The 17,593-nt window shown below is 69.2% G+C and carries 14 protein-coding genes and 1 pseudogene; 9 read left to right on the top strand and 6 right to left on the bottom strand.

The annotated features are described in order from the left end of the window. The first annotated feature begins 91 nt into the window (after positions 1-91). The 7 genes and pseudogenes from J7E89_RS34965 (at position 92) to J7E89_RS34935 (ending at position 6,952) form a co-directional block, all read left to right on the top strand. Positions 92-913 (top strand): CoA transferase subunit A, encoded by an 822-nt coding sequence (locus J7E89_RS34965; RefSeq protein ID WP_214979604.1) that lies wholly within the window; start codon positions 92-94, stop codon positions 911-913. Then, positions 910-1,683: a CoA-transferase subunit beta gene (locus tag J7E89_RS34960; RefSeq protein ID WP_214979602.1), complete on the top strand. Its 774-nt coding sequence runs from the start codon at positions 910-912 to the stop codon at positions 1,681-1,683. The genes J7E89_RS34965 and J7E89_RS34960 overlap by 4 nt, the downstream gene beginning before the upstream one ends. Then, positions 1,683-2,450: a protocatechuate 3,4-dioxygenase subunit beta gene (gene pcaH / locus J7E89_RS34955; protein WP_214979600.1), complete on the top strand. Its 768-nt coding sequence runs from the start codon at positions 1,683-1,685 to the stop codon at positions 2,448-2,450. The genes J7E89_RS34960 and pcaH overlap by 1 nt, the downstream gene beginning before the upstream one ends. Next, the gene (pcaG, locus tag J7E89_RS34950; RefSeq protein ID WP_214979598.1) at positions 2,450-3,025 is read left to right on the top strand and encodes a protocatechuate 3,4-dioxygenase subunit alpha; all 576 of its coding nucleotides are present in this window, start codon (positions 2,450-2,452) and stop codon (positions 3,023-3,025) included. The genes pcaH and pcaG overlap by 1 nt, the downstream gene beginning before the upstream one ends. Beyond that, the gene (locus J7E89_RS34945; protein ID WP_251061482.1) at positions 3,012-4,511 is read left to right on the top strand and encodes an adenylosuccinate lyase family protein; all 1,500 of its coding nucleotides are present in this window, start codon (positions 3,012-3,014) and stop codon (positions 4,509-4,511) included. The genes pcaG and J7E89_RS34945 overlap by 14 nt, the downstream gene beginning before the upstream one ends. Then, the gene (gene pcaC / locus J7E89_RS34940; RefSeq protein WP_214979590.1) at positions 4,504-5,712 is read left to right on the top strand and encodes a 4-carboxymuconolactone decarboxylase; all 1,209 of its coding nucleotides are present in this window, start codon (positions 4,504-4,506) and stop codon (positions 5,710-5,712) included. The genes J7E89_RS34945 and pcaC overlap by 8 nt, the downstream gene beginning before the upstream one ends. A gap of 86 nt (positions 5,713-5,798) precedes the next feature. Continuing rightward, positions 5,799-6,952 (top strand): annotated as a pseudogene (locus tag J7E89_RS34935) (alkaline phosphatase PhoX). 53 nt (positions 6,953-7,005) lie between these two features. Here J7E89_RS34935 and J7E89_RS34930 read toward each other — a convergent pair. The 3 genes from J7E89_RS34930 to dusB form a co-directional block, all read right to left on the bottom strand. Further along, the gene (locus J7E89_RS34930) at positions 7,006-8,031 is read right to left on the bottom strand and encodes a helix-turn-helix transcriptional regulator (protein WP_214979583.1); all 1,026 of its coding nucleotides are present in this window, start codon (positions 8,029-8,031) and stop codon (positions 7,006-7,008) included. A gap of 434 nt (positions 8,032-8,465) precedes the next feature. Then, positions 8,466-11,210, bottom strand: coding sequence for a pyruvate, phosphate dikinase (gene ppdK, locus J7E89_RS34925; protein WP_214979581.1), 2,745 nt, complete (start codon positions 11,208-11,210; stop codon positions 8,466-8,468). 385 nt (positions 11,211-11,595) lie between these two features. After that, positions 11,596-12,735 carry a tRNA dihydrouridine synthase DusB gene (gene dusB, locus J7E89_RS34920; RefSeq protein ID WP_214979579.1) on the bottom strand — a complete coding sequence of 380 codons (1,140 nt, stop codon included), beginning with the start codon at positions 12,733-12,735 and terminating at the stop codon, positions 11,596-11,598. 52 nt (positions 12,736-12,787) lie between these two features. Between dusB and J7E89_RS34915 the strand changes: the two genes are divergently transcribed. Further along, on the top strand, positions 12,788-14,269 hold the full coding sequence (locus tag J7E89_RS34915; protein ID WP_214979577.1) for an MFS transporter: 1,482 nt from the start codon (positions 12,788-12,790) through the stop codon (positions 14,267-14,269). Positions 14,270-14,320: 51 nt separating this feature from the next. On the opposite strand, the gene J7E89_RS34910 is transcribed toward J7E89_RS34915, so the two are convergent. The 3 genes from J7E89_RS34910 to J7E89_RS34900 form a co-directional block, all read right to left on the bottom strand. After that, on the bottom strand, positions 14,321-14,530 hold the full coding sequence (locus tag J7E89_RS34910; protein WP_214979575.1) for a DUF6243 family protein: 210 nt from the start codon (positions 14,528-14,530) through the stop codon (positions 14,321-14,323). A 165-nt stretch (positions 14,531-14,695) separates the two neighbouring features. After that, a complete protein-coding gene (locus tag J7E89_RS34905; protein WP_214979573.1) occupies positions 14,696-14,908 on the bottom strand; it encodes a hypothetical protein in 213 nt (70 codons plus the stop codon). 107 nt (positions 14,909-15,015) lie between these two features. Next, a complete protein-coding gene (locus J7E89_RS34900) occupies positions 15,016-16,401 on the bottom strand; it encodes a glycine--tRNA ligase (RefSeq protein WP_214979571.1) in 1,386 nt (461 codons plus the stop codon). Positions 16,402-16,569: 168 nt separating this feature from the next. Here J7E89_RS34900 and J7E89_RS34895 point away from each other — a divergent pair, with 168 nt between their 5' ends. Beyond that, a complete protein-coding gene (locus J7E89_RS34895) occupies positions 16,570-17,562 on the top strand; it encodes a metal ABC transporter substrate-binding protein (protein WP_214979569.1) in 993 nt (330 codons plus the stop codon). Positions 17,563-17,593 lie beyond the last annotated feature (31 nt).

The following is a 17,593-nucleotide window of genomic DNA, read 5'->3' as shown; positions in this document are numbered from 1 at the left end:
TGAGCCATTGACGCGAGCGGAACTCGGTGGAATTGTACGGCCTCGACGAGAAACTAGTCAGTACACTGAGCAACTCGCGGAGTGAGTGACGATGGCCGACATACGCAGCCTGCACGACGCCGTGGCGGACCTCGTCCACGACGGGGACACCCTCGCGATGGAGGGCTTCACTCACCTGATCCCGTACGCCGCCGCCCACGAGATCATCCGCCAGGACATCACCGACCTGACCCTCGCCAGGATGACCCCGGACGTCATCTACGACCAACTGATCGGCGCCGGTCTGGTGAAGAAGCTGATCTTCTCCTGGGGCGGCAACCCGGGGGTCGGCTCCCTGCACCGCTTCCGCGACGCCGTCGAGAACGGCTGGCCACGGCCCCTGGAGCTCGACGAGCACAGCCACGCGGGCATGGCCAACCGTTACGTCGCGGGGGCGTCGCGACTGCCGTTCGCAGTGCTGCGCGGCTACCGCGGCTCCGACCTCGCCACCCGTACGGACACGGTCTCCTCCGTCACCTGCCCGTTCACGGGCGAGGAACTGGCCGCCGTCGCCGCGCTCAACCCCGACGTCACCGTCATCCACGCCCAGCAGGCCGACCGGGACGGCAACGTCCAGCTGTGGGGCCTGACCGGCGTCCAGAAGGAGGCCGCGCTGGCCGCCGGCCGGGTACTCGTGACGGTCGAGGAGATCGTCGACGAGCTGACGCCCCGGCCCGGCGGCGTAGTCCTGCCGACCTGGGTGATCGACGCGTGCGCCGTCGTACCGGGCGGCGCCCATCCCTCGTACGCCAGCGGCTACACGGTGCGCGACAACGCCTTCTACCAGGCGTGGGACCCGATCGCCCGGGACCGCGACGCCTTCACGCAGTGGCTCGACACGAACGTACGGACCGAAGGAGCTGCCGTCCGATGACCACCACCGAGGACTTCACGCACGACGAGCTGATGGAGGTCAACGCGGCCCGCGCGCTGGCCGGGGCGCGCACCTGCTTCGTCGGCATCGGGCTGCCGTCCACCGCCGCCAACCTCGCCCGTAACACCGTCAATCCCAAGCTCGTGCTGATCTACGAGTCCGGGACGATCGGCTCCAAGCCGACCCGGCTGCCGCTGTCCATCGGCGACGGCGAACTGGCCGAGACCGCGGACGCGGTGGTGCCCGTACCCGAGATGTTCAACTACTGGCTCCAGGGCGGCCGGATCGACGTCGGCTTCCTCGGCGCGGCCCAGGTCGACCGTTTCGCCAACATTAATACGACGGTCGTCGAACGAGGCCCGGGCAAGCCGGAGGGCCGCCTCCCAGGCGCGGGCGGCGCACCCGAGATCGCGTCGAACTGCGGCAAGGTGCTGATGGTGCTGCGCCACTCCACCCGCAACTTCGTGCGGAAGCTCGACTTCGTCACCACGCTCGGCCACGGTTCGGGCCCCGGCGACCGCAAGGAGCTCGGCATGCCGGGTGCGGGCCCGGTCGCCGTCATCACCGACCTCGGCATCCTGCGGCCCGACCCGGCCACCGCCGAACTCGTACTCACCGAGCTGCACCCCGGCGTCACCGTCGAGCAGGTACGGGCCGCCACCGGCTGGGAGCTGAAGACGGCGGACACGGTCGGGGTCACCGAGCCGCCCACCGCCGCCGAACTGGCCGCGCTGCGCGCCCTCAAGGCAGCGGGAAGGGACCAGGCCTGATGACTCCCACGCAGTCCGACATCGACGGCGAGCTCGCCGAGATCCGCGCGGATTACGAGAAGGCCCGCGCGGCCGGCACCCCCGCCGCGCATCACCCCCCGCGCGACTTCCCGCCGTACCGCAGCAGCCTCCTTCGCCACCCTCAGCAGCCCTTGGTGGCCGTCAGCGGGGACCCCGAGGCCGTCGAGCTCTCCGGCCCCGTCTTCGGCCACACCGACGTCACCGAGCTCGACCACGACCTGACCCGGCAGCACGCGGCTGAGCCGCTCGGCGAGCGCATCACCGTCTCCGGGCGGCTGCTCGACAGCGCGGGCCGGCCGGTACGCGGTCAGCTCGTCGAGTTGTGGCAGGCCAACGCCTCCGGCCGGTACGCCCACCAGCGCGACCAGCACCCGGCGCCGCTGGACCCGAACTTCACGGGCGTGGGGCGGGGGCTGACGGGCGACGACGGCTCGTACAGCTTCACGACCATCAAGCCGGGCGCCTACCCGTGGCGCAACCACGAGAACGCGTGGCGCCCCGCGCACATCCACTTCTCGCTCTTCGGCACGGCCTTCACACAGCGCCTGGTCACTCAGATGTACTTCCCGGGGGACCCGCTCCTCGCGTACGACCCGATCCTCCAGTCGGTGACGGACGACGCGGCGCGTGCCCGGCTGGTCGCCGCGTACGACCACTCCCTCTCCCGCCCCGAATGGTCGCTGGGCTACCGCTGGGACATCGTCCTCGACGGCCCGTCCGCCACCTGGATCGAGGAAGGCCGCTGATGACGTATCTGCCGCCCACTCCTTCGCACACCGTCGGTCCGTTCTACGGGTACGCCCTGCCGTTCCCGGGAGGCGGCGATATCGCCCCCAGGGAACATCCCGACGCGATCACGCTTCACGGGTACGTCTACGACGGCGCCGGGGAACCGGTCCCGGACGCGATCGTCGAGTTCTGGCAGGCGGGGCCGGACGGTTCACTGGCGGGCGCGCCGGGTTCGATGCGCCGCGATCCCGTGACGGGCGGTTTCCTCGGCCGCAACGGCGTCGACTTCACGGGCTTCGGCCGGGTCCCGACGGACGCGGACGGCCACTACACGGTGCGCACCCTTCCCCCGGGCGCCCCTTCTCCCGTCCCGTACATCAGCGTGTGCGTGTTCGCGCGGGGCCTGACCCACCACCTCTTCACGCGCGCGTACCTGGCGGAGGGCCCGGACGCGCTGTTCGCCTCGCTGACTCCCGAGCGCCGCGCGACACTGATCGCCCGGCCCGAACCGAACCGCGACAGCAACCGCACCCACCGCTTCGACATCCGCCTCCAGGGCGAGGAAGAGACGGTCTTCCTTGACTTCGCCTGACCACGGACTGCTCTCTCCTGTACGCGCCGGAACCGCGGCCGAGGCTGCGACCGGCGACGTGGCCCTGCTCCAGGCGATGCTCGACGCGGAGGCGGCCCTCACGCGGGCGCAGGGGCCCGCGTGGGCGGGCGAGGCAGTCACGGCGGCGGCTAGGGCCGCCCACTTCGACGTACGCGACCTGGCACTGCGTGCCCGTTCCGGCGGCAATCCGGTGATCCCCCTGGTGGCCGACCTCGCGGCAGCCGTGGGCCCGGAAGCCGCGCCGTACGTGCACCGGGGAGCCACCAGCCAGGACATCGTCGACACGGCGGTGATGCTGGTAGCCACGCGCACGCTCCCCCTCATCACCGCCGACCTGACCCGCACGACCGCGGCCCTCACCACCCTGGCGGCAGTCCACCGGGACACCCCCATGCCGGGCCGCACACTGACCCAGCACGCGGTCCCCACCACCTTCGGCCTGAAGGCGGCAGGCTGGCGCTCGCTGACCCTGGACGCCACGAACCGGCTGAACGCCGTCACCCTCCCCGCCCAACTGGGCGGAGCAGCAGGCACGCTTGCGGCCTTCGCCCCGCCCCCACGCTGTGGGCAATCGTTCCGCCAGGGCGAAGGGGGTACCCCCCATGCCCTTAAGGCCATGGGGGAGGGTGGGCACAGCGGAACCCCCGCCGAAGGCCCAGCCCCCCGCACGCCCGACCCGGGCCTGACCGTCCGCACCCCCGACCCGGGCCTGACCACCCCCACCCCCGACCCCGGCCTCACCCTCCTCACCACCTACGCCGCCGAGCTCAACCTCGCGGCGCCCAGCCTCCCCTGGCACACCCTCCGCACCCCCATGGCCGACCTGGCCACCACTCTCGCCTTCACCTGCGCCGCCCTGGGCAAACTGGCCACAGACGTCCTCACCCTCTCCCGCACCGAAATCGCCGAAGTCTCCGAAGGCACCGGCGGCGGCTCCTCCGCCATGCCCCACAAAGCCAACCCCGTCCACGCCACCCTGATCACCTCCGCCGCCCAACAGGCCCCGGCCCTGGCCTCCGTACTGCTCGCCTCCCTCGCCTCCGCCGGGGACGAACGCCCCGCAGGCGCCTGGCACGCCGAATGGCAGCCCCTGCGCGAACTCCTGCGCCTGGCCGGCGGCGCGGCCTCCCACGCGGCGGACCTCACCGAAGGCCTTCGCGTCCACCCCGACCGCATGCGCCAGAACCTCGACCTCACCCACGGCCTGATCGTCAGCGAACGCATCGCCGCAGCCCTGGCGCCCTCCCTCGGCCGAGCCGCCGCCAAGGACCTCCTCACCGCGGCTTCCCGGCGCACAGCCACGGAAGGCATCCCCCTGGCAGAGGCCCTCGCAGCCGCACTCCCCACCGACGAACTGGCGGAAGACGAGCTGGCCGAACTCACCGACCCCACGCACTACACCGGCTCCGCGGCCGCCCTGGTAGACCGCGCCCTGGACCGAAAGCCGGAGCACCCCCATGCCTGACGCGCACCACGACCTCTCCCTCCCCCACGTCCGCCTCGACGGCCCCGAATCCGGCACCCCCCTGGTCCTCGGCCCGTCCGTAGGCACCTCCCTCACCGTCTGGGAGCCGCAGCTCGCCGCCTTCGCCCGTGTCCACCGCGTCCTGCGCTGGGACCTCCCGGGCCACGGCGGCACCCCCACCGACGTGATCCCGCAGGCCGCCGGCACCGCGACCGTCGCCGACCTGGCGGCGCTCGTGCTGCGGGCCGCCGACGCACAGGGCTGGGAGTCGTTCGCGTACGCCGGTATCTCCATCGGCGGCGCCGTAGGGCTTCACCTGGCGACGCACTTCCCCGAGCGTGTCACCGCCCTCGCCGTGGTCTGTTCGTCGGCCCGCTTCGGTGAGCCCGCCACCTGGCGCGAGCGCGCCGCTCTCGTACGGGCGGAAGGCACCGAGGCGATGGTGGCGAGCCGCCCGGGCACCTGGTTCGCGCCCGCGTTCGCACCGACACCCCTGGGCCACGCGCTCATCGAAGACCTGCGCGCCACCGACCCGGCCGGCTACGCCGCCTGCTGCGACGCACTCGCGGCGTACGACCTGCGCGGCGCGCTCCCCTCGGTCTCCGCACCGACCTTGGTCGTCGCCGGACGCGACGACCCGGCCACGCCGCCCGCGCACGCCCGCGAGATCGCCGACGCGATCCCGGGTTCCAGCCTGCTCGAAATCGCGGGCGCGGCGCACCTGGCAGGCGTGGAGAAGCCGGATGCAGTGACCAATGCCCTGCTCGCCCACTTCGCCCCGCCGCCCGCCCACACCGACGCGTCCCACCACGCGGCGGGCATGCGCGTGCGCCGGGAGGTACTGGGCGCGGCCCACGTGGACCGCGCGGTCGGTCGTACGACGCCGTTCACGGCCCGCTTCCAGGACTTCATCACGCGGTACGCCTGGGGTGAGATCTGGACGAGCGAGACCCTGGACCGGCGCACGCGCAGCTGCATCACCCTCACCGCACTCGTCGCCCACGGCCACGAGGCGGAACTGGCGCTGCATGTGCGCGCAGCACTGACCAACGGCCTGACCAGGGAAGAGATCGGCGAGATCCTGCTCCAGACGGCGGTGTACTGCGGAGTCCCCGCAGCCAACTCCGCCTTCACGGTGGCCCAGAGCGTCTTCGACGACCTGGACCGCGTCGACTACGAGGTCCGCGAGGTCGGCGACTGATCACCTCCCGCACACCGGTTGTTGATGCACTGTCAATTCGAGACTCTTACGTTCCGAGGTCACAGTCCCCCATTTTGGAGTGACACATGGAACGTCGTAGCTTCCTGCGCGGCGCTGTCATCGGCACCTCCGCCGCCGCCTTCGGCGGCACCCTCTGGCGCGGCGCCGCGTACGCCGCCCCCGCCCAGCCCGGCGCCGGTCCCTACGGAGCCCTCGGCTCGACCGACGCCAACGGCCTGCGCCTGCCCGCCGGCTTCACCAGTCGCGTCATAGCCCGCTCCGGCCAGAAGGTCGGCTCCACCGCGTACACCTGGCACAACGCGCCCGACGGCGGCGACTGCTACGCGGACGGCACCGGCTGGATCTACGTCTCGAACTCGGAAATCAACCCTCCGGCGGCGCGGGCGCGGTCCGCTTCTCCTCGACCGGCGCCATCACCGGCGCGTACCGCATCCTCTCCTCCACCCGCCAGAACTGCGCGGGCGGCAAGACTCCGTGGAACACCTGGCTGTCGTGCGAGGAGGTCGACCGAGGCTACGTCTACGAGACCGACCCGTGGGGCGTGAAGGCCGCCGTACGCCGGGACGCGATGGGCCGCTTCAAGCACGAGGCCGCCGCGGCCGACCCCGTCCGCAGGACCATCTACCTCACCGAGGACGTCACCGACGGCTGCTTCTACCGCTTCACGCCCACCACCTGGGGTGATCTGTCGGCGGGCAGGCTGGAGGTCCTGAAGATGGGTTCGGGTACGTCCGGACCCGTCACCTGGGCCACCGTCCCCGACCCGAGCGGCGCCACCGCCACCCGCAACCAGGTCTCGGGCGCCAAGCGCTTCACGGGCGGCGAGGGCTGCTACTACGCCAACGACACCTGCTGGTTCACCACCAAGGGCGACAACCGCGTCTGGCAGTACAACGCCGCCGCCCAGACCATCGAGCTCGCCTACGACGACTCCCTGGTGAACGGCACGGCCCCCCTGACGGGCGTCGACAACGTCACCGGCACAGCCGCCGGCGACCTGTTCGTCTCCGAGGACGGCGGCAACATGGAGATCTGCGTGATCACGCCGGACGACGTGGTGGCCACCTTCCTGCGGATCGAGGGACAGTCGAGCTCGGAGATAACCGGCCCGGCGTTCTCACCGGACGGCAGGCGCCTGTACTTCTCCAGCCAGCGCGGTACGAGCGGCAGCTCGTCCGGCGGCATCACGTACGAGGTGACGGGCCCCTTCCGCAGCTGACACACCTGACACACCTGACACAGCCGACCCAGCCGACCCAGCTGACACAGCTGTTACTGGAGCGATTCCGCTGTCGCGCCGCCCCGCAGGAGGGCGGCGCCCAGTGGCGTCAGCGTGTGCAGGACCGAGTTGCCGTGCCGCAGGGTGACGACCAGGCCCGCCTCGCGCAGTACGCACGCGTGCTGGCTCGCCGAGGCGAGCGACACCCCCGCCCTGCGGGCCAGTTCGCTCGTCGTACAGCCGCCGCCGATGGCCGCAAGGACCGTCGAGCGGGTCTGGCCGACGAGGCGGCCCAGGGGCGGTCCGGGGTCGTCGGCCGGTGCCGGGGCGTCCGCGTGGGTCACCGGGTAGACGAGAACGGGCGGCAGCTGCGGGTCCCGGTAGACGACCGGGGTGCCGCGACAGAAGAACGACGGCTGGAGCAGCAGTCCCCGCCCGCGCAGGTAAAGATCCCGGTCGACCGGATAGTCGGCCTCCAGGACCGGCGGGCGCCAGCGCAGCATCGGCGGGAGTGAGGCGAGGAGTTCGTCCGCGCCGCCGTCGAGCAGGGCGCGGCCTCTGGCGGCCCGGTCGGCTTCTATACGGGACTGGATGTGCGGCCAGTACGGCTCGACGGCGGCGCGGTGGTAGCCGCGCAGCGCACCGGCGAGCAGGGCCAGTGCGTCGCCCCGGCCGCCGGCGAGCGGGGCTGCGTGCCGGCGCTGCTGCGTCGACGCCCCGCAGCCCTGCGGAGCCGTACGGTCGCTCTGGCGGTGCGAGGCGGCGAGCAGGGCCAGTTCGGCGCGCAGCCGCTCGGTGGCGGTGGCGCGTACCGCTTCGAGTCCCGCTTCCATGCCGCGGACACCCTCACGAGGCGTCAGGAAATCCGGGAAATAACCCCTGCTCGGTATCACCGGCGCCAACAGTCGTGTTTCACCATTCAACCGAGTACGCGATTCACGGCGCCATTCTCCGAACACCTTGGCACCACGCCTGTCTCGCAGTCTGTGAAAACTGAGCACCGTTTCCCATAACGCGTCCGGCCGGTCGGACAGCCGAACCCTCGACAAGTCAACACCGGAGAAATGAACACGTAGCACCGAAGCCCCATCTGTTGCATCCGCAATCGCCCCCGCAGTTGAGTATGCACGCCATCACACGCCGTCACCACGGCCTTTCAGCCACAGTTGAAACGCATCGCGCGTCCCCGGTGCCGAACGCAATGCTGTTCCTCGTCGGGCACGACACCGGAGTCACCGGAAAGGCACAGCGAAGGCCGTGGGGGGCTTTGCTGGGTCTGGCGGCGGTCGGCGAAGGTAGCGGCTCAGTGTCCGGCGAGCTATCGGGATGCGGTCGTCGGGTGGGGATCCGGCGACCGCATCCTGCCGCACTTTCAGGGCCAAAATGGCGAAATTCAACTGCTGTTGCTTTCTGTTGTTTCGTGTACCCCTAATTGTCTGACAACAGAACACAACAGAGCGGCGGCACCTCGCACGAGATGCCGCCGCTTCTTTGTTACTGGTTACTGGTCCTGCTAGCGCGAGTCGCTGCCCGAGGACTGCGCCGCCGCGCGCCCCGCCTCAAGTCGCGCCACCGGGATCCGGAACGGCGAGCAGGAGACGTAGTCCAGGCCCACCTCGTGGAAGAAGTGCACCGACTCCGGGTCACCGCCGTGCTCGCCACAGACGCCGAGCTTCAGGTCGGGACGCGTGGCACGCCCGGCCTCGACGGCGCTGCGCACGAGTGCGCCGACGCCGTCCCGGTCGATCGTCTCGAACGGGGAGACCCCGAAGATGCCCTTCTCCAGGTACGCCGTGAAGAAGCTCGCCTCGACGTCGTCGCGGGAGAAGCCCCACACGGTCTGGGTGAGGTCGTTCGTACCGAAGGAGAAGAACTGCGCGGCCTCGGCGATCTGACCGGCGGTCAGCGCGGCGCGCGGCAGCTCGATCATGGTGCCGATGGTCAGCTTGAGGTTGGTGCCGGTGGCGGCCTCGACCTCGGCGATGACCTGGTCGGCCTCCTCGCGGACGATCTCCAGCTCCTGGACCGTGCCGACGAGCGGAATCATGATCTCCGCGCGCGGGTCGCCCTTGGCGTTCTTGCGGTGCGCCGTCGCCTCGGCGATGGCGCGGACCTGCATCGCGAACAGACCCGGGATGACGAGGCCCAGACGTACACCGCGCAGACCCAGCATCGGGTTCTGCTCGTGCAGCTTGTGCACGGCCTGGAGGAGGCGCAGGTCGTTCTCGTTCGCGTCCTTGCGGGACTCGGCGAGCGCGACGCGCACCGACAGCTCGGTGATGTCGGGGAGGAACTCGTGCAGCGGCGGGTCCAGGAGGCGCACCGTCACCGGCAGTCCGTCCATCGACTCGAACAGCTCGATGAAGTCGGCCTTCTGGAGCGGCAGCAGCGCGCCCAGCGCCTGCTCGCGCTCGTCGTCCGTGTCGGCCAGGATCAGCCGCTCCACCAGCTCGCGGCGCTCGCCGAGGAACATGTGCTCCGTACGGCACAGGCCGATGCCCTGGGCGCCGAAGCGACGGGCGCGCAGGGCGTCCTCGGCGTTGTCGGCGTTGGCGCGTACGCGCAGGCGGCGTACTCGGTCGGCGTACGCCATGATCCGGTGCACGGCGGCGACGAGCTCGTCGGCGTCGTCGGCGCCGGCGTGCATGCGGCCCTCGAAGTACTCGACGACCGGGGACGGCACGACGGGCACCTCGCCGAGGTACACCTTGCCGGTGGAGCCGTCGATGGAGACGACGTCACCCTCCTCGACGACGATCCCGCCGGGGGCCGTCATGCGGCGGCGCTTGGTGTCGACCTCGATCTCCTCGGCGCCGCAGACACAGGTCTTGCCCATGCCGCGCGCCACGACGGCGGCGTGCGAGGTCTTGCCGCCGCGCGAGGTCAGGATGCCTTCGGCGGCGATCATGCCGTCGAGGTCGTCCGGGTTCGTCTCACGGCGGATGAGGATGACCTTCTCGCCGGAACGCGACCACTTGACGGCCGTGTACGAGTCGAAGACCGCCTTGCCGACAGCGGCGCCGGGGGAAGCGGCGATGCCGCGCCCGAGCTTCTCGGTCTTCGCCTCGTCGTCGAAGCGCGGGAACATCAGCTGCGCGAGCTGCGCGCCGTTGACGCGCTGGAGCGCCTCGGCCTCGTCGATGAGGCCCTGGTCGACGAGCTGCGTGGCGATGCGGAAGGCGGCACCGGCGGTGCGCTTGCCGACGCGGGTCTGGAGCATCCACAGCTGGCCGCGCTCGATCGTGAACTCGATGTCGCAGAGATCCTTGTAGTGGGTCTCCAGCGTCTCCATGATCTGCATGAGCTGGTCGTACGACGCCTTGTCGATGTTCTCGAGGTCGGCGAGCGGCACGGTGTTGCGGATACCGGCTACGACGTCTTCGCCCTGCGCGTTCTGCAGGTAGTCGCCGTACACACCCTGGTGGCCGCTGGCGGGGTCGCGGGTGAAGGCGACGCCGGTGCCGGAGTCGGGGCCGAGGTTGCCGAAGACCATGGAGCAAATGTTGACGGCCGTGCCGAGGTCGCCGGGGATGCGCTCCTGGCGGCGGTACAGCTTGGCGCGGTCGGTGTTCCACGAGTCGAAGACCGCGTTTATGGCGAGGTCCATCTGCTCGCGCGGGTCCTGCGGGAAGTCGCGTCCGGCCTCGTCGGAGACGATCTTCTTGAACTTGCGGACCAGCTTCTTGAGGTCGGCAGCCTCCAGGTCGGTGTCGACCTTGACTTTCTTGGCGGCCTTCGCCTGCTCCAGCGCCTCTTCGAAGAGCTCGCCGTCGACGCCGAGGACCGTCTTGCCGAACATCTGGATGAGACGGCGGTACGAGTCCCACGCGAAGCGCTCGTCGCCGCCGGCCTGCTTGGCGAGGCCGGTGACCGACTTGTCGGAGAGCCCGATGTTCAGGACCGTGTCCATCATGCCGGGCATGGAGAACTTGGCGCCCGAGCGGACGGAGACGAGCAGCGGGTTGTCGGCCTGGCCGAGCTTCTTGCCCATCTTCTGCTCGAGGGCGTCGAGGTGCGCGCTGACCTCGGCGCGCAGCGCCTCCGGCGCCTCGCCGCTGTCGAGGTAGACCTTGCACGCCTCGGTCGTGATGGTGAAGCCCGGAGGGACGGGCAGCCCGAGGTTGGTCATCTCGGCGAGGTTGGCGCCCTTGCCGCCCAGCAGGTCCTTGAGGTTCCTGTTGCCCTCGGTGAAGTCATAAACGAACTTCTGGCCCTCAGGCGCGGGTGTGACTACGTGAAGATCTTTGTTTTCCGACACGGGTCTCGACTCCTCGAGGCTCGGTGGCTGCCCTGACGGCCAGGAACATACCCAGATCGAAGGTGTCTGGGTACGTCCACCTGACTGTCATGCGGCCTTAACCACTCGTCCGCCAGCAGATCGAAAGTGATCAACTACCCGGAGCACATATCGGACACCGTTCAGGAGTTGTACGCAAAAACACGTTCAGCAATCATTATCTCGCAAATCATTGGCGGAGAGTAACCAATAGTTTGATCGATCAAAACAAAAAAGGTGGCACCCAGTGCCACCTTTTGAGAGATGCAGTCTCGGCCGGCATGCTCATCTGAGCAAACAGCTCATCAGGCGTGGCGAGGATCACGCCACAGATGAGCTCGAATGAGACCCGCCCGAGACCCGAATCTCAGCCTCCGGACGTGTCCAGCTCTGCATCCTCGCTCACACCCGCACAGTCGTACGGGTCCTTCAACCAGCCGTCCGGCAGGACAACTCGCCCATTACCGGATGAACGACCCCGGGGTCCGTCCGCCCCCACCGGCCACGCCTGGTCCAGATCGAGCTCGCTCAAGTGAGCGTCCATTTCGTCCAGAGATGAGGAGATCGCAAGCTTCTTGCGCATCTCCGAGCCGACGGCGAAGCCCTTGAGGTACCAGGCAACGTGCTTACGGAAGTCAATGACCCCGCGTGCCTCGTCACCGATCCACTGGCCAAGGAGCTCCGCGTGCCGGCGCATCACCGCGGCCACCTCGCGCAGCGTCGGGGCGGCGTACGCCTCCGTACCCTCGAAGCCCGCCACCAGGTCCCCGAACAGCCACGGCCGCCCCAGGCAGCCGCGCCCGACGACCACACCGTCACAGCCCGTCTCGCGCATCATCCGCAGCGCGTCGTCGGCGGACCAGATGTCGCCGTTGCCGAGCACCGGGATCTCCGGCACGTGCTCCTTGAGTCGGGCGATGGCGTCCCAGTCGGCCGTACCGCCGTAATGCTGAGCGGCAGTTCTGCCGTGCAGAGCGATCGCTGTGACGCCTTCCTCGACCGCTATCCGTCCGGCGTCGAGATAGGTGAGGTGGTCGTCGTTGATGCCCTTGCGCATCTTCATCGTCACTGGCAGCTCGCCCGCGTTGGACACGGCCTCGTTGAGGATGGCCCGCAGCAGCGGCCGCTTGTACGGAAGCGCCGAGCCACCGCCCTTGCGCGTCACCTTCGGCACCGGGCAGCCGAAGTTCAGGTCGATGTGATCGGCCAGGTCCTCGTCCACGATCATGCGGACCGCCTTGCCGACGGTGACGGGATCCACTCCGTACAGCTGGATGGAGCGAGGCGTCTCGGCCTCGTCGAAGTGGACCAGCTGCATGGTCTTCTCATTGCGCTCGACCAGCGCCCTCGTGGTGATCATCTCGCTCACGAACAGCCCCTTGCCGCCGGAAAACTCGCGGCACAGGGTGCGGAAAGGGGCGTTGGTGATGCCGGCCATGGGGGCGAGCACCACCGGCGGCTGCACGGAGTGCGGGCCGATGGAGAGCATGGGGAGCGCGGTGGTCATGGCCCCATTGTCCCGTACGGCGCGAGTCGTTAGTGAGCCGTACTATCCGCGTATGCCCGAGCTCACCCACCGGCGGCGGTTGCTGGTCCTGGCGATCTGCTGCATGAGCCTGCTGATCGTGAGCCTCGACAACACCGCGCTCAATGTCGCCCTCCCGTCCATGCGAGAGGAACTCGGGGCGACGGTCGCCGGGATGCAGTGGACGATCGACGCGTACACGCTGGTCCTCGCCTCGCTGCTGATGCTCGCGGGCTCCACGGCCGACCGGATCGGGCGCCGCAAAGTCTTCAAGACCGGCCTCGTCCTCTTCACGCTCGGCTCGCTGCTGTGCTCCCTCGCGCCGAACCTCGAATCGCTCGTCGCCTTCCGCATGGTCCAGGCCGTCGGCGGCTCGATGCTCAACCCCGTCGCGATGTCGATCATCACCAACACCTTCACCGAGCCGCGAGAGCGGGCCCGGGCGATCGGGATGTGGGGCGGTGTGGTCGGAATCTCCATGGCGGCGGGCCCGCTGATCGGCGGCCTGCTGGTGGACTCCGTGGGCTGGCGGGCGATCTTCTGGGTGAATCTGCCGGTAGGGCTGGCCGCTCTCCTGCTGACCATCCGGTACGTACCCGAGTCGCGCGCCCCGAAGGCACGCCGCCCCGACCCCGTCGGACAGCTGCTGGTCATCGCGCTGCTCGGATCGCTCACGTACGCGATCATCGAGGCACCCGTGGCGGGCTGGACGTCGCCGCTGATTCTGCTGTTCGCGGGAACGGCCGTTTCGTCACTCCTGTGCCTTCTCGTGCACGAACCGAGACGGACGGAGCCACTGATCGATCTCCGGTTCTTCCGGAGTGCGCCCTTCAGCGGGGCGACGGTGATCGCGGTGTGCGCGTTCGCCGCGCTCGGCGGCTTCCTCTTCGTGAACACCCTGTACCTCCAGGACGTACGCGGCTTCTCCGCTCTGCACGCCGGGCTCTACATGCTCCCCATGGCGGCTCTGACGTTCGTCTGCGCACCGCTCTCGGGACGGCTCGTAGGCAGCCGCGGGCCCCGCCTCTCGCTCCTGGTGGCCGGGGTCACGATGGCGGCGAGCGGCGTGCTGTTCGCGGCGTTCGAGGCGGAGACGTCCACGCCGCTGCTGTTCACCGGGTACGTACTGTTCGGCCTCGGTTTCGGCATGGTGAACGCACCAATCACGAACACCGCCGTATCCGGGATGCCGCGCGCCCAGGCGGGCGTCGCCGCCGCGGTCGCCTCCACCAGCAGGCAGGTCGGTACGACGCTGGGCGTCGCCGTCATCGGCGCGGTGCTGGCCGCCGGGGTGCACGGGCGGCCGTACGCCGACACCTTCGTGGCGGCGAGCAGGCCGGCCTGGTGGGTCATCGCCGGCTGCGGACTGTGCGTACTACTGGTGGGAGCCCTGACCAGCGGGCCGTGGGCGCTGCGGTCGGCGCACCGGACGGCGGCCCGGCTTGAGGATCCGGCAGTGGATCAGGGGCCGCCGCGTACGACGGACACGGGCGTGGGCCCGGATCACTTGCGGTGATCCGGGCCCACGGTGTTCCTGGGTGTGCCTCAACGTCGTGCGGGGAGGGCGTCAGTCCTGCTGCGTGTCCGGCGTCGTCGCCTCGCTGTCGTCCTCCTGGGCAGCGGCGCGCTCGCGCATCTTGCGCAGCAGCTCCTCCTTCTGCTCGGCGGCCGTCCTGCGGTCGGCGTTGCGCGTGGGGCCGTTGTCCGCGACCTCGGCGCGGGACATCCTCTTGCGCTGCCCGCCTACGCCGAGAAGGTTGTTGCGGCTCTTTGCCACGGGGTTCTCCCGAAGTGATGAGAAGTGATCTGCGGATTCGTCTGGTGGGGGGCGGACGTGCGATCCGCCGCGCGCTCACTCGTAGATCTGGAAGAACATGCATGCGACATTACCCGGCCCCGGAGGCGCCGGGCACCAGATTTTCCGCCACGGGGCGCCGCCGGCTCAGGTCCGGGACCCCGCCGGATCCACCGTCGCCTGGTGAGCCTCGGCGAGGTGCTCCTCGGCCTTGAGCCACGGCAGGAACTGCACCCCCTTGCGCCAGCCGCACGTCCCGCAGTTCAACGAGCGCTCAATTCCGACCCGTTGGACTTCGACCACGTGCTCACGGCCGTGCTGATCCCATCTGCGGACCTTGCTGCCGGTAGTCGGCGGCATCACGCCTCCCTGCTGTGCGTCGGGCCCAGTGTGCACGAAGACCCCGGCTCCGCTCTGCGGAACCGGGGCCTTCGGGACGTACGCCCAGGTCAGGCGCCAGGTCGGCGTCAGCAGCCGAGGAGGCGGCCACCCAGGTACGACTGGATCTGGTCCAGCGAGACGCGCTCCTGCTTCATGGTGTCGCGCTCGCGCACCGTCACCGCGTTGTCGTCGAGGGTGTCGAAGTCGACGGTCACGCAGAACGGCGTACCGATCTCGTCCTGACGGCGGTAGCGGCGGCCGATGGCGCCCGCGTCATCGAACTCGATGTTCCAGTTCTTGCGCAGGTCGGTCGCCAGGCCCTTGGCCTTCGGCGACAGCTGCGGGTTGCGGGACAGCGGCAGCACAGCGACCTTGACCGGCGCCAGGCGCGGGTCGAGGCGCATCACGGTGCGCTTCTCCATGACGCCCTTGGCGTTCGGGGCCTCGTCCTCGATGTACGCGTCGAGCATGAAGGCGAGCATGGCGCGGTTCACACCGGCTGCCGGCTCGATGACGTACGGAGTCCAGCGCTCGCCGGCCTCCTGGTCGAAGAACGACAGATCCTGGCCGGAAGACTTGGAGTGCGCCTTGAGGTCGAAGTCGGTGCGGTTGGCAACGCCCTCCAGCTCCGAGAACTCACTGCCGCCGAAGTTGAAGCGGTACTCGATGTCGGCGGTGCGCTTCGAGTAGTGCGACAGCTTCTCCGCCGGGTGCTCGAACCAGCGCATGTTCTCCTCACGGAGACCAAGCTCGCGGTACCAGCTCCAGCGCTGGTCCATCCAGTATTCCTGCCACTGCTCGTCCTCGCCCGGCTTGACGAAGAACTCCATCTCCATCTGCTCGAACTCGCGCGTGCGGAAGATGAAGTTGCCCGGCGTGATCTCGTTCCGGAAGGACTTGCCCATCTGCGCGATGCCGAACGGCGGCTTCTTGCGCGAAGTCTGCTGCACCTGGGCGAAGTTGGTGAAGATGCCCTGCGCGGTCTCGGGACGCAGGAAGGCACGCGAGCCGGTGTCCTGAGTCGGGCCGAGATGCGTCTCCAGCATGCCGGAGAACTGCTTGGGCTCGGTGAACTGGCCCTTGGTGCCGCAGTTCGGGCAATTGATGTCGGCAAGACCGTTCTCGGGGGCACGGCCGTTGTGCTTGGCCTCGTACGCCTCGATCAGGTGGTCCGCGCGGTGACGCTTGTGACAGGCGGTGCACTCGGTAAGCGGGTCGGAGAACGTCGCGACGTGGCCGGACGCCTCCCACACCTCGGGCGCCAGGATCACCGAGGAGTCGAGACCGACGACGTCCTCGCGCGCGATGACCATGGAACGCCACCACTGGCGCTTGATGTTCTCCTTGAGCTCGACACCCAGCGGTCCGTAGTCCCAGGCGGCCCGGGAGCCGCCGTAGATCTCACTGCACGGGTAGACGAAGCCACGGCGCTTGCTCAGGCTGACGATGGTGTCGATCTTGTCGGCGGCCACGGTGCTCTCTTCATTACGACGACGACGAACGCGAATGATTCAGATTACCGGCGCTCGTACCCCCCGGATCAAATCGATACCCGGGTAAGGGACCACAGCGGCGATCCGGGCTCAGATCACATCCCGCTTTATTGACAATCGTTTCCAGTTTAGTTGAAAATGGGAGTCATGAACGTACGTCGACTCCGCCTCATACCCACCGCCGCGACCGCCGCAGCCGTAGCGCTCGGCCTGCTGTCCGTGAGCGCCTGCTCCTCATCATCCGGCGCCGCCGACAAGAACGGCGAGGGCAAGCTCGACGTGGTGGCGTCCTTCTACCCCATGCAGTACCTGGCCGAGGAGATAGGCGGCGAGCACGTCGACGTATCGACCCTCACCAAGCCCGGCGTGGAGCCGCACGACCTGGAGCTCAGCCCGAAGCAGACCGCCGGGCTCGGCGAAGCGGACTTCATCCTCTACCTCAAGGGCCTGCAGCCCGCAGTCGACGAGGCCGTCGCGCAGTCCGGTGTGAAGAACACCGTCGACGCCGCCGGCCTCACCCACCTCGAAGAGCACGGCACCGAGGCCGGCCACGACGAGCACGGCGCGGAAGAAGAGCACGCCGACGAGCACGCCGATGAGCACGCGGACGAGCACGCCGCCGGCGACCCTCACATCTGGCTCGACCCCGTGAAGTACTCCGAGGTCGCCAAGGGCGTCGGCAAGGCCCTGGAGAAGGCCGACCCCGACAACGCGGCGGCGTACAAGAAGAACACCGACGCCCTGGTGAGCAAGCTCGACGGCCTGCACGCGAAGTTCGAGAAGGGCCTGAAGAACACCGACACCCGGACGTTCATCACGACCCACGCCGCCTTCGGCTACCTCGCCGAGCGCTACGACCTCAAGCAGGAAGGCATCAGCGGTCTCGACCCCGACTCCGAGCCCAGCCTCTCCCGCATGAAGGACCTCCAGAAGATCCCCAAGAAGGACAAGGTCACCACGGTCTTCTTCGAGACGCTCGTCAGCGACAAGACCGCCAAGACCCTCGCCGGCGACACCGGCCTCAAGACCGACGTCCTGGACCCGCTGGAGGGAATCACGGACAAGTCCAAGGGCGCTGACTACGTCGAGGTCATGGAGTCCAACCTCAGCGCGCTGGAAAAGGCCCTCGGCGCGAAGTGAAGCAGATCACCCCAGCAGCACCCGCAGCATC

Origin of the sequence: Streptomyces sp. ISL-100, assembly GCF_018614615.1 — a bacterium.
In the GTDB taxonomy this organism is placed as follows: domain Bacteria; phylum Actinomycetota; class Actinomycetes; order Streptomycetales; family Streptomycetaceae; genus Streptomyces.
This window is presented reverse-complemented; position numbering and strand designations above follow the sequence as displayed.

Bases quoted from the DNA above. Each gene is read 5' to 3' on its own strand.
- dusB (WP_214979579.1), bottom strand. From the start codon at position 12,735: ATGACCACCGCGCTCCCCATGCTCTCCATCGGCCCGCACTCCGTGCAG.
- J7E89_RS34960 (WP_214979602.1), top strand. From the start codon at position 910: ATGACCACCACCGAGGACTTCACGCACGACGAGCTGATGGAGGTCAAC.
- pcaH (WP_214979600.1), top strand. From the start codon at position 1,683: ATGACTCCCACGCAGTCCGACATCGACGGCGAGCTCGCCGAGATCCGC.
- J7E89_RS34905 (WP_214979573.1), bottom strand. From the start codon at position 14,908: ATGCCGCCGACTACCGGCAGCAAGGTCCGCAGATGGGATCAGCACGGC.
- J7E89_RS34965 (WP_214979604.1), top strand. From the start codon at position 92: ATGGCCGACATACGCAGCCTGCACGACGCCGTGGCGGACCTCGTCCAC.
- pcaC (WP_214979590.1), top strand. From the start codon at position 4,504: ATGCCTGACGCGCACCACGACCTCTCCCTCCCCCACGTCCGCCTCGAC.
- J7E89_RS34895 (WP_214979569.1), top strand. From the start codon at position 16,570: ATGAACGTACGTCGACTCCGCCTCATACCCACCGCCGCGACCGCCGCA.
- J7E89_RS34915 (WP_214979577.1), top strand. From the start codon at position 12,788: ATGCCCGAGCTCACCCACCGGCGGCGGTTGCTGGTCCTGGCGATCTGC.
- pcaG (WP_214979598.1), top strand. From the start codon at position 2,450: ATGACGTATCTGCCGCCCACTCCTTCGCACACCGTCGGTCCGTTCTAC.